The sequence below is a fragment of the Capnocytophaga sp. oral taxon 878 genome, from assembly GCF_002999135.1.
Classification (GTDB): Bacteria; Bacteroidota; Bacteroidia; order Flavobacteriales; family Flavobacteriaceae; genus Capnocytophaga.
In genome coordinates this window covers 2,807,632-2,821,857 of the sequence record NZ_CP027229.1, presented here as the reverse complement: position 1 = coordinate 2,821,857, position 14,226 = coordinate 2,807,632, and the positions used below count along the sequence as shown (strand labels likewise).

The window sequence follows — 14,226 nt, the reverse complement described above, 5'->3', positions numbered from 1 at the left end:
AATTAGCAAGCATTACCCTCCCCAATCTCCCTACCCTCTCACTCCCCTTATCTTTCACCTCTCCCCTAATTGCGAATAATGCAAAAACCACTCCCTCCCACCCTATCCCCTATCTCCTAACTCCTCTTCCCTAATAATCAGACCATTCCATCTCCATCCTTCCCCCAGCCACCCCCCAGTTATCCCTTAGGTTGAACGAACCTATAACGAAGGATAAACGAACTATAAACGAAGGATAAACACTACACTACTGATTCTCAGCCCCTTCATCCCCAACCCCTCCCATTACATAATTCGCAACCAAATCCCCCAATCCTTACATTTTCCTCAATCCTTCTCCGCCTTCCCCCTTATTTTTCACAACTCCCCACCCATCCATCTCCTACCCCCTATCTCCTACCCCCTATCTCCTACCCCCTATCTCCTACCCCCTATCTCCTACCCCCTATCTCCTACCCCCTATCTCCTTTCCCCTAATTTTGCTAATTCCCCAATTATTCGTACCTTTGCCCCCCGAAAATAAGAAACTTAAAAACCTCTATGGCCAAAGAAATCGACGAAAGCAAACAAGGACAAAGTCTTGTACTTGAAAATAACAACCTCAACACTAAAAAACTATACATCGAAAGCTACGGATGCCAAATGAACTTTTCCGATAGTGAAATCGTAGCCTCCATCCTCTCCAAAGCAGGATATAACACCACCGATACCGTCGATGAAGCCGACCTGGTGCTCATCAACACCTGCTCCGTACGAGAAAAAGCCGAACAAACCATACGCAAACGCTTAGAGCAATTCAACGCCTACAAACGCAAAAAACCTGCTATGAAAGTAGGCGTACTCGGCTGTATGGCCGAAAGGGTCAAACACGCCTTCCTCGAAGAAGAAAAAATAGTCGATATGGTAGTAGGCCCCGATGCCTATAAAGACCTCCCCAACCTCCTCGAAGAAGTCGAAGAAGGTCGCGAAGCCGTCAATGTAATCCTCTCCAAAGACGAAACCTATGCCGATATCGCCCCCATACGCCTCAATAGCAATGGCGTAACAGCCTTTGTATCCATCACACGCGGTTGCGATAATATGTGCACCTTCTGCATCGTACCTTTCACACGCGGACGCGAACGAAGCCGAGACCCCTACTCCATTATGAACGAAATAGGCGACCTACAAGAGCGCGGATTTAAAGAAGTTACCCTACTCGGGCAAAACGTCGATAGCTACCTTTGGTATGGAGGCGGACTCAAAAAAGACTTCACCAAAGCTACCGAAATGCAACAAGCTACCGCCATTAACTTCGCCAAACTCCTCGATATGGTAGCCACAGCCTACCCCAAAATGCGCATACGCTTCTCCACCTCCAACCCTCAAGATATGACCTTGGATGTGATCGATACTATGGCACAGCACAACAACATCTGCAAATACATTCACCTACCCGTGCAAAGCGGCAGCAACCGCATCCTTAAAGCTATGAACCGCCTGCACACCCGCGAAGAGTATTTCACCCTAATCGATAACATACGCCAGCGCATCCCCGATTGCGCCATCTCTCAAGATATGATTACAGGCTTCCCTACCGAAACGGAGGAAGACCACCAAGATACTCTTTCCCTAATGGAATACGTTAAGTACGACTTCGGCTTTATGTTCGCATACTCCGAACGCCCCGGCACATTAGCAGCACGCAAAATAACCGACGATGTGCCCGAAGAAGTCAAAAAACGCCGCCTTACCGAAATCATCGACCTCCAACAAAAACACAGCCTATACCGCACCCAAGCTCAAGTAGGCAAAACAGTCGAAGTACTCATCGAAGGCACCTCCAAAAAATCACCCAATGAGTGGATGGGGCGCAATAGCCAAAACACCGTAGTAGTCTTCCCTAAAGAAAATTATAAAATCGGCGATTTTGTAATGGTCGAAGTCAATAACTGCACCTCTACCACCCTTATAGGAAAAGCCATCGGTCTAAGCGAAAATAATTAAAAACAAAAAACCTCTCCAAATCCATCGTCAGATTTGAAGAGGTTTTTTCTTGCCCTATACAAAGCATTAATACATCTACTTATTAGCTACAAAATGTCGCCACACCACCGATTTTGTTTGGTAATAATCAGCAAAAAAAGTAGTAGGGCGTTTCTTCTTAAATTTAAAAAAAGACCCATAAAAGCCAAAGTGCGCCTTCACCACAGCCCATAACAAGCGCGGCTTGCCCTGCAAAAGGAACCTAACCCCCGCCACACCATCTAGCACCATACGCACAAACAGAGTGCTGTACAGGCGCTCATCAGGAAGATTCTTAAGCAGCATAAAAAGGCTATTCCTAAAATTAAGATACGTCTTTCGTGGGTTAGCAGCCGTAAGGGTAGCCCCTCCCACGTGGTACACCTCACTCTCAGGGCAGCATAACACCTGCTTCCCCTTATGATGCACACGCCAGCAAAGGTCTATCTCCTCTTGGTGGGCAAAGAAGTCCTCATCAAAGCCTCCCAGCTCTCGGAACACCTCAGCACGCACAAAAAAACAAGCCCCCGATGCCCAAAAAATAGAACAAGGCGAAGGGCTGTTGTACTGTCCTTTATCTTCCTCAATAGTATCAAATACACGCCCCCTACAATAAGGAAAACCGTATTTATCAATATACCCACCTGCAGCCCCTGCATACTCAAAATAAGCAGGACATTTCTCATCTTTTATTTTAGGCTGTACTACAGCCACCTCAGGATTTTCAAACAGCGGTAGTATAGGTCTCAGCCAGCCCTCAGTAACTCTCACATCCGAGTTCAGTAAGCAATACACATCTGCCGATATATATTGCAAGGCACTGTTATACCCCCCTGCATACCCCAAATTAGCACTGTTTTGTATTACAGATACAGTAGGAAAGTTCTCCACCAAAAAAGCCACCGAATCATCTGTAGAAGCATTATCTACCACATACACCTGCGCCTCAGTAGTATGAGCAACTACCGAGGGCAGAAAATGTTGCAACAATCCCCTACCATTCCAGTTCAATATTACAATAGCACAAGTCATTCAGTAAGGTCGTTGTAATGTGGTAAATCATTAAGGAATAAATATTTCTGGTTACTGTAGTCCATTTGGCAATAATAATGATGTAAGCCATTAGTAACCATTAGGTATTTCGCATTTAGCACAAGGTTATAACGTGCTATCTGGTCAAACGTCTGTTGCGTAATAGTGCGCGTAGGAGCCTTGCACTCCACTGCTACAAGTATAACACCTCGCCTTGAAAATACTACTACATCATAACGCTTAGTAAGTCCGTTCACTACTAAAATCTTCTCTACATTAATAAGAGATTTAGGATAGCCTTTTTCTTCAATCAGAAAATTAATAACATGTTGGCGCACCCATTCTTCGGGTTGTAGCACTACATATTTGCGCCGCACTACATCGTAAATCCAAAGTTTGTTATCTACTTTTTTTATTCTGAAGGGATAATTTTTAAAATTTAGTTCTTTCATAGTGCAAAAGTAGTAATTTTTTCGTACCTTTGCCAAATGAAAGAATCAAAAAATATTATAGTCAACATAAAGAATGGCATCATAGCCCCTATCTACTTCCTGATGGGGCAAGAACCCTATTTCATCGATATAGTATCCAATTACATTGAAAATCATCTACTTAAAGAAGACCAAAAGGGCTTCGACCAAATAGTGTTATACGGGCAAGATGTAACCATCCCCACTGTTATTGATTATGCACGTCGTTTCCCAATGATGAGTGACTATCAGGTAATCATCATCAAGGAAGCGCAGAACCTAAAAAGCACCATCGAGCAGCTTGTACCTTATGCCGAGAACCCTACCCCTACCACCGTACTCGTATTCTGTTACAAATATGAAATACTTGATAAACGCAAGAAATTAGCAAAAGTGCTGGAAAAGAACAAAGCTTGTGTAGTGTTAGAAAGCAAGAAGCTCTATGAAAACGAAGTCCCCGATTGGCTTACCGATATACTGAAAAAGAAGAAGCTCAGCATTCAGGCAAAAGGTATCCAAATGCTAATCGATTTCTTAGGTACCGATCTTAGTCGCATTCAGAACGAAGTGAATAAGCTCGCCCTCATAGTACCCGAAAACACCGACGTAACCCCCGATATTATTGAAAAGAATATAGGCATCAGCAAAGAGTTTAATAACTTCGAGCTTAAGAGTGCCATAGCAGCCAAAGACACTTATAAGGCAACCCGCATTCTAAAACACTTTGCCGATAACCCCAAAGATAATCCTTTAGTAGTTACTCTTACTGTATTATACGGCTTTTTCCAACAGCTTTTAGCCTTTCACGGTCTCCCCGACCAAACCGATAGGAATGTAACTGCTACACTAAAAATATCTCCTTTTTTCATTAAAGATCTTCGCACAGCAGCCCAGCATTACCCTATGAAAAAGGTAAGTGCTATCATTGCAGCCCTTCGCCAAATAGATGTAAAAAGCAAAGGAGTAGGTGCTGCCAGCCTCTCCGAATCCGACCTTCGCAAAGAACTCATCATTGCTATTAACAATTAATAAGTAACAAGTAATAAAACACAAAAAAAGCTGTTTAACATTCCAACTTGTTAAACAGCCTTTTTGTTAATTATCAATTCTAATTATACTGATACTCCATATTCTCTAAGCACATCATTCAGTGATGTCTTCTTATCAGTAGAAGCCTTTCTTTGCCCAATAATAAGGGCGCAAGGCACTTGGTAATCACCCGCTGGGAAGTGTTTAGTATAACTACCTGGTATCACTACCGAGCGTTCAGGCACATAGCCTTTTAGTTCTTTAGGTTCACTACCTGTTACATCTATAATTTTGGTAGAAGCGGTAAGCACCACATTAGCACCTAGTACAGCTTCCTTACCTACGTGTACTCCTTCCACTACTATACAGCGTGAGCCTATAAAAGCACCATCTTCAATAATTACAGGGGCAGCTTGTAGGGGTTCCAACACACCACCTATACCTACACCTCCACTAAGGTGAACATTCTTACCTATTTGGGCACAACTGCCCACAGTAGCCCAAGTATCCACCATAGTACCTTCATCTACATAAGCTCCTATGTTCACATAGCTGGGCATTAATATAGCTCCTTTGGCTATAAAAGCACCCCTACGGGCTACAGCAGGTGGTACTACGCGTACTCCTTTCTCTTCATAATTGTGTTTTAGCGGAATCTTATCATGAAACTCAAAGATACCCACCTCTACAGGCTTCATACTCTGTATAGGGAAGTAAAGCACTACAGCTTTCTTCACCCATTCATTCACTTTCCAGCCGTTAGCGGTAGGCTCGGCTACCCTTAGCTGTCCTAAGTCCAACAAGTGAATTACCTCACGGATAGATTGCTGCACCAATTCTTCTTTGAGCATCGTACGGCTCTCCCAAGCTTGGTCTATTATTTGTTTTAAGTGTTCCATCTTTATTATTTATTAGCTGTTAGTTGTTTAATACTCTTTTCAATAGTAGCTATTTTAGCTAGTGCATCGGCTTCTTTCTTGCGCTCATTATCCACTACCGCTGCAGGTGCCGAATTCACAAACTTCTCATTAGAAAGTTTCTTCCGCACCGACTCCAAAAAGCCTTGTGTATAGGTAAGTTCCTCTTGTAGTTTCTTTAATTCTTCCTCTACATTCACAGCTCCTTCCATTGGTATAAAGTACTCATTAGCTTTTACACGGAAAGACATTGCACCGTCTATAGCAGCACTTACCTCAGTAATAGCCTCAAGTCCGCCCATTTTGGTAATTACCACATCAAAACGTGATGATACCTCTTCCTTATTCAATACCGATAAACTCAAAGGTGTTTTAAAAGGTATATTCTTCTCTTTGCGCACCGTACGGATACCTGCTATTACCTCTGCCGCAAAATCAAATTCAGCTAACAACTTTTCATCATAAGGTTGTACAGTAGGATAAGTAGCTACTATAAGAGCTTGTTCAGGAGTATGAGAGGCTAAGCTCTGCCATATCTCTTCTGTAAGGAAAGGCATAAAGGGGTGCAATAACTTCAATAGATTCTCAAAAGCTGCTACTACACCCTGATAAGTTGCTTTATCCATTGGCTTACCATATTCAGGTTTTACCATCTCCAAAAGCCAAGAGCAGAAATCGTCCCAAGCCAATTTATAAATAGCCATTAGTGCATCCGAAATACGATACTTCTCAAAATGGTCTTCCACCTCTGTAAGCACTGCATTAAATTTAGACTCAAACCATTCTATCGCAAGCTTAGCGGCTGCTGGCTGTGCTACTTCTGCCACTTGCCAGCCTTTTACTAACTGATAGGCATTCCACAGCTTGTTACCAAAGCCTTTCCCTTGCTGGCAAAGAGCCTCATCAAACAGCAAGTCGTTACCTGCCGCCGAAGATAGTAACAAACCTACCCTTACCCCATCAGCTCCATAATCAGCTATAAGTTTTAAAGCATCTGGCGAATTACCCAATGACTTCGACATCTTCCTCCGCTGCTTATCTCTTACCAATCCTGTAAGATACACATTACCAAACGGACGCTCGCCTTTGTATTCATACCCTGCTACTATCATCCTAATTACCCAAAAGAAAAGAATATCAGGACCCGTAACCAAATCATTCGTAGGGTAATAATACTTAATCTCACGATTTTCAGGCTCCAAAACCCCATTGAATACACTCATAGGCCACAACCATGATGAGAACCACGTATCAAGGGCATCCTCATCTTGGCGTAAGTCGGCTTCAGTAAGATTTGCATTACCACTCTTCTCTTTAGCCAATATTAGGGCTTCTACTTTGCTTTCTGCCACCACATATTGGTCTTTACCTTCACCGTAGTAATAAGCAGGTATCTGTTGCCCCCACCATAACTGTCGTGAGATATTCCAATCACGTACGTTTTCTACCCAATGCCTATAAGTATTTTCAAACTTCTTAGGGTATAATTTAATAGTTTCATCTTCCAGCACCGCTTTCATAGCAGGCTTAATAAGCGTATCCATTTTCAGGAACCATTGGTCAGAAAGGCGTGGTTCAATCACTGCCTTAGTACGTTCCGATGTTCCTACCTTATTCGTATAAGTCTCTTTTTTAAGTAATGATCCTATTTGTTCCAATTCAGCTACAATCTCTTTTCTAACCACAAAGCGGTCTTTGCCTTTGTAGTGTAAGCCATTGCTATTTAGAGTAGCATCATCGTTAAAAATATCGATTACTTCCAATTGGTGCTTGTCTCCCAATACCTTGTCATTAGGGTCGTGTGCAGGCGTTACTTTCAGGCAGCCTGTCCCAAATTCGGTATCTACATACTCATCTTCAATAATAGGAATAGCCCTATTACAGATAGGCACAATAGCCTTCTTGCCTTTCAAGTGCTGCCAGCGTTGATCATTAGGATTAATACATACCGCTGTATCACCAAATATAGTCTCTGGGCGTGTAGTAGCTATAACCAAATGATCATCACTACCCTCTATATGGTATTTTATATGATACAAAAAGCCTTGTCTTTCCTCATAAATCACCTCCTCATCCGATAGCGTAGTCTTAGCCTCTGGGTCCCAGTTCACCATACGGTAACCACGGTATATAAGCCCTTTGTTGTACAAATCCACAAATACTTTTATCACCGAAGCCGATAGCTCTTCATCCATAGTGAACTTAGTACGCTCCCAATCACAGGAGCATCCTAATTTTTTAAGCTGCTCCAAGATAACCCCACCGTATTGGTGAGTCCATTCCCAAGCGTGTTCTAAAAACTGCTCACGTGTAAGCTCCGATTTCTGTATCCCTTGTTCCTTCAGCTTAGCCACTACCTTCGCCTCGGTAGCTATCGAAGCGTGGTCAGTACCCGGCACCCAGCAAGCGTTGAAACCTTTTAGGCGCGCCCTGCGTATCAATACATCCTGTATCGTATTGTTCAGCATATGCCCCATATGCAATACCCCCGTAACATTAGGTGGCGGAATCACAATTGTATAAGGCGTACGCTCATCAGGTTCCGAGTGAAAATAATTATGGGTAAGCCAATAAGCATACCACTTCTCTTCTAATTCTGTAGGATTGTATTTTGTAGATTCTGTCATATTAATACCTATATTTCGCCGCAAAAGTACTAAAAAATTATCAATTACCAATTCTTAAACGGTTTTTTAACAAGCATCGCATTGTAATAACGCTCATCTCCCGTTACCTCCTCCCCCAGCCAATCTGGCTTATCAAATTCAGCCTCCTCATCAGGAAGCTCCACCTCCGCTATCACAAGCCCCTCATTATCACCTGCAAACTCATCTACTTCAAAACAATATCCCCCCACCACTACCTCATACCGCTTTTTATCTATCACCCCCTGCTCACAAATAGCAAGCAACTGTAATGCCTCCTCAGCGCCAATAGCCTTCTCCCATTCAAAGCGCGTCGTACCACTATCATTAGCAGCACCTTTCACCGTGATAAAACCCTCATCACCCTTCACCCGCACCCGCACCGTACGTTCAGGTACCGAACTCAAATACCCCTGCGTAATACGCCTCACCCGCACCGCTTGCTCCTTATAAGCATCACTCTTCACCTTAAATTTTCTTTCTATCTCCTGTAGCATAACCAAATATTTTATCCTTAAAACAACAAAATTACAAAAAATACCCCACCCTACCAAATATCCAAAAGCATTCACACCACCCCCCAACCTTCTCCCAGCACCCCCCTACAATGAACGAACGAATAACGAAGGATAAACGAACTATAAACGAAGGATAAAAGTCACTTCACTAAAAATCAAACACATAAACGCTAAAACCATTCTTTGCTTAAATCATAACAAAATTCCCCCTACCCTACATTTTCACCACTCCCCAACACATCACACCCCCTCCCCCTCCTGCCTAAAAAAAGACCTTCTCTTTTATTTTTAGGGCGAAAAACAAAAAGCCCCCCACCCCTCTCACCCCTATTATCTCAGCCCTTAAAAGACACCCCCCAACACCCAAAACATAAAAAAGATAAAAAACACTTTTATTATCCAATACCTTTTCGTACCTTTGCACCCAATTTAACAAAAATCACTATGAGTATAACAACAAACAAAACCATTGGCGAAATCGTAGCCGACGATTTCCGAACTGCCGCTATATTCAAAAAACACGGCATCGACTTCTGCTGCAAAGGCGGTCGTACCATCGATGAAGCCTGCGAAAATAAAGGCGTAGCCAAGGATAACCTTATCCACGAATTAGAAGCCCTCCCAAAAGGCAATACCAACGAAGTAGATGTACGCCACTGGCCTCTCGACCTTTTAACCAACTATATCGTACGCATACACCACCAATACGTAACCGATAAAACACCTACCCTCTTGCAGTTCCTCGACAAACTCTGCCGCGTACATGGCGAGCGCCACCCCGAACTACTTGAAATCAACCGCATCTTCAACGAAAGCGCACTTGATTTACAATCTCACTTCAAAAAAGAAGAAAACATCCTCTTCCCTTTTATTGAAAAATTAGTCAAAGCACAACAAACAGGGCAACCCCTGCCCGAAATACCTTTCGGCAGTGTTGAAAACCCCATAGCTATGATGATGGACGAACACAGCGCAGAAGGCGACCGTTTCGAAGAGATAGTAAAACTCACCAACGGCTACACCCCTCCTGCCGATGCTTGCAACACCTACCGAGTAACCTACCAAATGCTACAAGAGTTTGAAACCGATTTAAACCGCCACATCCACCTCGAAAACAACATCCTTTTCCCCAAAGCCATCGCTTTAGAAAAACAACTAAGAAATAGATAAGAGGTAAGAAATAAAAATAAGAAAGGCTGTCCAACTTTTCAAGGACAGCCTTTTGTGTTATAGAAGCCTAGAGAACTTCAGAATGAGTTTCAAAACGCCTTTTTAAAATATAGGTGTTGCCACAGTTCAAGCAAGTAAATTTATAGGTTTCATCTACAAAATGCTTTTCATTAAAAGCTCTATCTTTTTTGATGAGAGCAAGACAATTAGTTTGTTTACACTTTTCGCAGCGAGTTTCTACTATTAGTTTCTGAAGATATTGTTTAGATAAGTGATTAGTAAAAAAACAATAAGGTACAATTGATAAGAAAAAAGAGACTGTTAATGTAGAAGCCCAATGATCATCATCATAGATAACCATAAGTCCCCAAGTTACAATAATACTAATAGTATAAACAATCACTAAATGAAAATTATCTTTTGGTCTTTTGAAATCAACGTATTTGTTATAAAAAGAACTTTGGCTGTAGTAGATTTTTAAAACATTTTTTTTTGCCTTCCTAAAACCTATGTAACTACTTCCAGCTATAATAATTAGAAAAAATAGAAATTGGTAAACAATATCTTCCATAGTATTATCTCTTATCTCTTACCTCTTATCTAAATCTAATATTTACCCCTACTAACTGATAGCCGTCCCAAGTATTGGAAGTACTCAGTTCCCAATCATACTTTTTAGGGCTAAGCGCATTCACTTCTTCCGTTTTCACTTTAGTAATACGCCTATTAGCAATCGTTTTACCAGTAATATACCCCACAAATAAAGCAATAGGATAATCAGAAGCCCAATGCACCTTGCTTTGCATCATCTCATAGCACATCAAGCCCAAGGCAGTATAACCTACCGGCTTAATCCACTTGTAGTCGGGATAGTTTTCAGTAAGCACCGTAAGTGCCGACATCGCTGTGGTAAGATGCCCCGAGAACATAGCATCATAATAAGGCGTATGCTGCTGATAAGCCTTAAAGCTTGGGGCAAAAGTCCAACGGCTGTGCCAACGCCCTTCATTAGCAGTAATAAAAGGACTCTCACGCCCTGTAAGGCGCTTAAAAGGCTGTACAAATGCCCCCGAAACAATAATACTCTCCAGTAGCTGCATCGAGGTACTTTTAGCCCTATAATCATTCGTAATAAGCCCATAAGCAGCCAGCCCCCCACTAATAAAAATAAAAGTGGTACCATTACCCACAAAATAAAACGCCGAATTCACATCGGCAGGCACTATCTTTAAAAAGCCCAACTTCTTGTAAGTATGCGCCTCATTAAGTCCTAAATTCTCACCCAAGTTTCTACTTTCTCTTATCAGCCAAGGGTCGGCAGGAACAAGTGCCGCAGTAGCACCAATAGCTGCCAATCCGTAAGGATAATTAGGCTTAGAGACCATCTCCACCGTCGATTTACCTATGTTACGAGGTATCTTATTGAAGATATCTACAAAGCGCGGCTTTTGGTATATATAAGTGAGCTTATCATTAATTTTGTATTGCCTGCTCAATAAATCTGCATCAGAGGGGTGTGAGCCTTGTAAAGAGGTGGCAACACTATCCAGTGTAGTTTGCGGAACAGAATCATTCACCTGTGCTATAGCAGGAGAAAGGGTGAAAAGGAAGAGTGAAAGTAAAACGTATTTCATTTATATTCTTTTAGATAAAATTAAATCGCCAGAGGGGTCTGACGATTTAGAACTCATTTGTTTTTCAATATCTTCTGATACTTTTTTATTGAATTAAATCATTCAAAAAGCTATCGGTATCTTCGTTGTTATAGAAAGCTTTAATTTCTTGAGCATTTTCTTTAAGCAGCTGGCGGATGAAAGCATCATAGGTAGTTTTCCTATCTTCCAAGAAACCGTTAAAATAACGCTCACTTACTTCCAACCCATTGGCTTTTTCTATCTTTAAAAGGCGCTCATACAATGGGGCTATATGCTCACTTATAAGTGCTTTGGGCAGTGCCTTGCGATGTGATACAAAGGCTGTAATCTCATCTTGCTCATTGCGTATTATCTGGAAATTGGTAATTACCCAGTAGTATTTTCCGCTTTTTGATAAGTTCTTGATAATAGCGTGGAAGTTATTGCGCCCCTTAAGGTTTTCCCATAGTATTTTGAATACCACTTTGGGCATATCGGGGTGGCGGATAAGGCTATGAGGCTGGTTGTACAACTCAGCCTCGGTATAGCCTGATACTTCCTGAAATGCCTTATTGGTTTCCATTATATGCCCGTACTTATTGGTGCGGCTCATCAGGGTTGTGGTTTTGTTCCACAACACTTCCTCATCAATAGGGTCTGGGCGTTTTATTGTTGGATTTTCAGTCATTTCTTATTTCTTATCTAATTTTTGTAGCCAGTTGCGCATATCTACTTCTTTGGCGATAGCTGCACGCAACTCGGGGATTGCAATGCGTACTTGTTCCATTGTATCGCGATGACGTAGGGTTACGGTGTTATCTTCAAGTGATTGATGATCGACTGTTACGCAGAAAGGTGTACCTACGGCATCTTGACGACGGTAACGACGACCTACGGCATCTTTCTCGTCATAAGCTACATTGAAATCGTATTTTAGTTCATCTACTATTTGCTCGGCTAATTCTGGCAGTCCGTCTTTTTTGAGCAATGGCAATATGGCTACTTTGGTAGGTGCCAATACGAATGGCAAGCGCAATACGGTACGGGTATCTCCGCCTTCTAAGGCTTCTTCTTGCAATGAATTAGAGAATACGGCAAGGAACATACGATCAAGCCCGATAGAGGTTTCGAGTACGTAAGGGGTATAGCTTTTGTTTTCTTCAGGGTCAAAGTATTGCATTTTCTTACCTGAATATTTTTCGTGGTTACCAAGGTCAAAATCGGTACGTGAGTGGATACCTTCGAGCTCTTTAAAGCCGAATGGGAAGCGGAACTCTATATCGCAAGCTGCATCGGCATAGTGTGCGAGCTTTTCGTGTGGGTGGTAACGGTAATTTTCCTCACCCATACCTAATGACAGGTGCCATTGTAGGCGGGTTTGTTTCCAGTATTCATACCAATGCTGCTGGGTGCCTGGCTTGATGAAGAATTGCATTTCCATCTGTTCGAATTCGCGCATACGGAAGATGAACTGGCGTGCTACAATTTCATTACGGAATGCTTTACCTGTTTGGGCGATACCGAAAGGTATTTTCATACGTCCTGATTTTTGTACGTTCAAAAAGTTCACGAATATACCTTGAGCGGTTTCGGGACGTAGGTACAAATCGGTAGTTGCATCGGCAGAGGCGCCTATTTTGGTACCGAACATTAGGTTGAACTGTTTCACATCGGTCCAGTTACGTGAGCCTGTTTCGGGGTCGGCTATTTCGAGTTCTTCGATAAGGGCTTTTACATCGGCGAGGTCTTCTTTTTCAAGAGATTTACCTAAGCGGTGTAGTATTTCTTCGCCGCGCTGTTTGTACTCTAACACGCGGGGGTTGGTGGTTATGAATTGTTCACGATCAAAAGCACCGCCGAAGCGTTTTTGGGCTTTTGCTATTTCTTTTTCAATTTTATCGTCGAGTTTGGCTACGTAGTCTTCAACAAGTACGTCGGCACGGTAGCGTTTTTTAGAGTCTTTATTATCGATAAGTGGGTCGTTGAAAGCATCGACGTGTCCTGAAGCTTTCCAAGTGGTAGGGTGCATAAAGATAGCGGCATCGATGCCTACGATATTTTCATTCATTTGCACCATTGCGCGCCACCAGTACTCACGGATATTTTTTTTGAGTTCTACTCCGTTTTGTCCGTAGTCGTACACGGCTCCAAGTCCGTCATAAATTTCGCTCGATGGAAATATGTATCCGTATTCTTTAGCGTGAGCGATTACTTTCTTAAATTGATCGTCAGTATTTGCCATTTTCTTTTTGTTTTTAAATGATTGAATGGTTCATAGTTATTTGGGGTGCAAAGTTACATTGTTTTTATTGAAAAACAAAATTTATTTGTTGGCGCTCACGGTGGGGGTATTTAAGGCTTCGGTGGGGTTGGTTTTTTGCTTGGTAACGACCCTGAGGCTGTGATGAGGGTTAAGGGAGGGGATGTGCTTGAGGAAAATGTAGGGTTTTGGTGATTTTGTTGTGATTTATGCAAAGAAAGGTTTTAGCGTTTATACGTTTGATTTTCAGTGAAGTGACTTTTATCCTTCGTTTATAGTTCGTTTATCCTTCGTTATAGGTTCGTTCAGCCTAAGGGATAGCTAGTAGGTGCTTGGGGTATGCTGCAGATGTAATATATTGATTATCAGGCAGGAGGTAAGAGGTAAGCGATAAGAGGGTGGGTGGTGGTGATTTTGAAAAATTGGCAATGAAAATGATAAAAGGATGTAGTTTTTTTTATTTTTTTAGGAAAGGAGGTAGGAACTAAAGGTTTTTTGAGGGAAGAAAAAAAGCCAGCTTTCATTGTGAAAGCTGGCTTTTATTAAT

General features: G+C 42.2%; 12 protein-coding genes. 3 read left to right on the top strand and 9 right to left on the bottom strand.

All coding sequences use genetic code 11. The annotated features are described in order from the left end of the window. Positions 1-540: 540 nt before the first annotated feature. A complete protein-coding gene (miaB, locus tag C4H12_RS12905; protein ID WP_106099267.1) occupies positions 541-1,986 on the top strand; it encodes a tRNA (N6-isopentenyl adenosine(37)-C2)-methylthiotransferase MiaB in 1,446 nt (481 codons plus the stop codon). Positions 1,987-2,061: 75 nt separating this feature from the next. On the opposite strand, the gene C4H12_RS12900 is transcribed toward miaB, so the two are convergent. Then, positions 2,062-3,036, bottom strand: coding sequence for a glycosyltransferase family 2 protein (locus C4H12_RS12900; protein WP_106099266.1), 975 nt, complete (start codon positions 3,034-3,036; stop codon positions 2,062-2,064). Further along, positions 3,033-3,488 (bottom strand): type I restriction enzyme HsdR N-terminal domain-containing protein, encoded by a 456-nt coding sequence (locus C4H12_RS12895; protein ID WP_106099265.1) that lies wholly within the window; start codon positions 3,486-3,488, stop codon positions 3,033-3,035. Before C4H12_RS12895 ends, C4H12_RS12900 begins: the two co-directional genes overlap by 4 nt. A 36-nt stretch (positions 3,489-3,524) precedes the next feature. Here C4H12_RS12895 and holA point away from each other — a divergent pair, with 36 nt between their 5' ends. After that, on the top strand, positions 3,525-4,535 hold the full coding sequence (gene holA, locus C4H12_RS12890) for a DNA polymerase III subunit delta (protein WP_106099264.1): 1,011 nt from the start codon (positions 3,525-3,527) through the stop codon (positions 4,533-4,535). A gap of 83 nt (positions 4,536-4,618) precedes the next feature. On the opposite strand, the gene C4H12_RS12885 is transcribed toward holA, so the two are convergent. From C4H12_RS12885 to C4H12_RS12875, 3 genes are read right to left on the bottom strand one after another with little or no spacing between them, the layout of a single operon-like run. After that, positions 4,619-5,434, bottom strand: coding sequence for a 2,3,4,5-tetrahydropyridine-2,6-dicarboxylate N-succinyltransferase (locus C4H12_RS12885; RefSeq protein WP_106099263.1), 816 nt, complete (start codon positions 5,432-5,434; stop codon positions 4,619-4,621). Between the two features lie 5 nt (positions 5,435-5,439). Beyond that, entirely contained in the window at positions 5,440-8,079 is a 2,640-nt protein-coding gene (locus tag C4H12_RS12880) for a valine--tRNA ligase (protein ID WP_106099262.1), read from the bottom strand. Between the two features lie 44 nt (positions 8,080-8,123). Continuing rightward, positions 8,124-8,594: a CYTH domain-containing protein gene (locus tag C4H12_RS12875; protein WP_106099498.1), complete on the bottom strand. Its 471-nt coding sequence runs from the start codon at positions 8,592-8,594 to the stop codon at positions 8,124-8,126. A gap of 465 nt (positions 8,595-9,059) precedes the next feature. Here C4H12_RS12875 and ric point away from each other — a divergent pair, with 465 nt between their 5' ends. Next, positions 9,060-9,785 (top strand): iron-sulfur cluster repair di-iron protein, encoded by a 726-nt coding sequence (ric, locus tag C4H12_RS12870; protein ID WP_106099261.1) that lies wholly within the window; start codon positions 9,060-9,062, stop codon positions 9,783-9,785. 67 nt (positions 9,786-9,852) lie between these two features. Here ric and C4H12_RS12865 read toward each other — a convergent pair whose 3' ends face one another. From C4H12_RS12865 to C4H12_RS12850, 4 genes are all read right to left on the bottom strand, one after another. Continuing rightward, positions 9,853-10,356 (bottom strand): hypothetical protein, encoded by a 504-nt coding sequence (locus tag C4H12_RS12865; RefSeq protein ID WP_106099260.1) that lies wholly within the window; start codon positions 10,354-10,356, stop codon positions 9,853-9,855. A 25-nt stretch (positions 10,357-10,381) separates the two neighbouring features. Further along, complete coding sequence (locus C4H12_RS12860; protein WP_106099259.1) at positions 10,382-11,419, bottom strand: phosphatase PAP2 family protein; 1,038 nt, start codon at positions 11,417-11,419, stop codon at positions 10,382-10,384. Positions 11,420-11,504: 85 nt separating this feature from the next. Next, the gene (locus C4H12_RS12855; RefSeq protein ID WP_106099258.1) at positions 11,505-12,107 is read right to left on the bottom strand and encodes a PAS domain-containing protein; all 603 of its coding nucleotides are present in this window, start codon (positions 12,105-12,107) and stop codon (positions 11,505-11,507) included. Between the two features lie 3 nt (positions 12,108-12,110). Next, positions 12,111-13,661 (bottom strand): glycine--tRNA ligase, encoded by a 1,551-nt coding sequence (locus C4H12_RS12850; RefSeq protein ID WP_106099257.1) that lies wholly within the window; start codon positions 13,659-13,661, stop codon positions 12,111-12,113. Positions 13,662-14,226: the final 565 nt, after the last annotated feature.

What these genes read in the sequence shown, in the direction of transcription:
- C4H12_RS12885 (WP_106099263.1), bottom strand. Translation starts at nt 5,434, where the DNA reads ATGGAACACTTAAAACAAATAATAGACCAAGCTTGGGAGAGCCGTACG.
- C4H12_RS12855 (WP_106099258.1), bottom strand. Translation starts at nt 12,107, where the DNA reads ATGACTGAAAATCCAACAATAAAACGCCCAGACCCTATTGATGAGGAA.
- miaB (WP_106099267.1), top strand. Translation starts at nt 541, where the DNA reads ATGGCCAAAGAAATCGACGAAAGCAAACAAGGACAAAGTCTTGTACTT.
- C4H12_RS12850 (WP_106099257.1), bottom strand. Translation starts at nt 13,661, where the DNA reads ATGGCAAATACTGACGATCAATTTAAGAAAGTAATCGCTCACGCTAAA.
- C4H12_RS12875 (WP_106099498.1), bottom strand. Translation starts at nt 8,594, where the DNA reads ATGCTACAGGAGATAGAAAGAAAATTTAAGGTGAAGAGTGATGCTTAT.
- C4H12_RS12880 (WP_106099262.1), bottom strand. Translation starts at nt 8,079, where the DNA reads ATGACAGAATCTACAAAATACAATCCTACAGAATTAGAAGAGAAGTGG.
- C4H12_RS12860 (WP_106099259.1), bottom strand. Translation starts at nt 11,419, where the DNA reads ATGAAATACGTTTTACTTTCACTCTTCCTTTTCACCCTTTCTCCTGCT.
- C4H12_RS12865 (WP_106099260.1), bottom strand. Translation starts at nt 10,356, where the DNA reads ATGGAAGATATTGTTTACCAATTTCTATTTTTTCTAATTATTATAGCT.
- holA (WP_106099264.1), top strand. Translation starts at nt 3,525, where the DNA reads ATGAAAGAATCAAAAAATATTATAGTCAACATAAAGAATGGCATCATA.
- C4H12_RS12900 (WP_106099266.1), bottom strand. Translation starts at nt 3,036, where the DNA reads ATGACTTGTGCTATTGTAATATTGAACTGGAATGGTAGGGGATTGTTG.
- C4H12_RS12895 (WP_106099265.1), bottom strand. Translation starts at nt 3,488, where the DNA reads ATGAAAGAACTAAATTTTAAAAATTATCCCTTCAGAATAAAAAAAGTA.
- ric (WP_106099261.1), top strand. Translation starts at nt 9,060, where the DNA reads ATGAGTATAACAACAAACAAAACCATTGGCGAAATCGTAGCCGACGAT.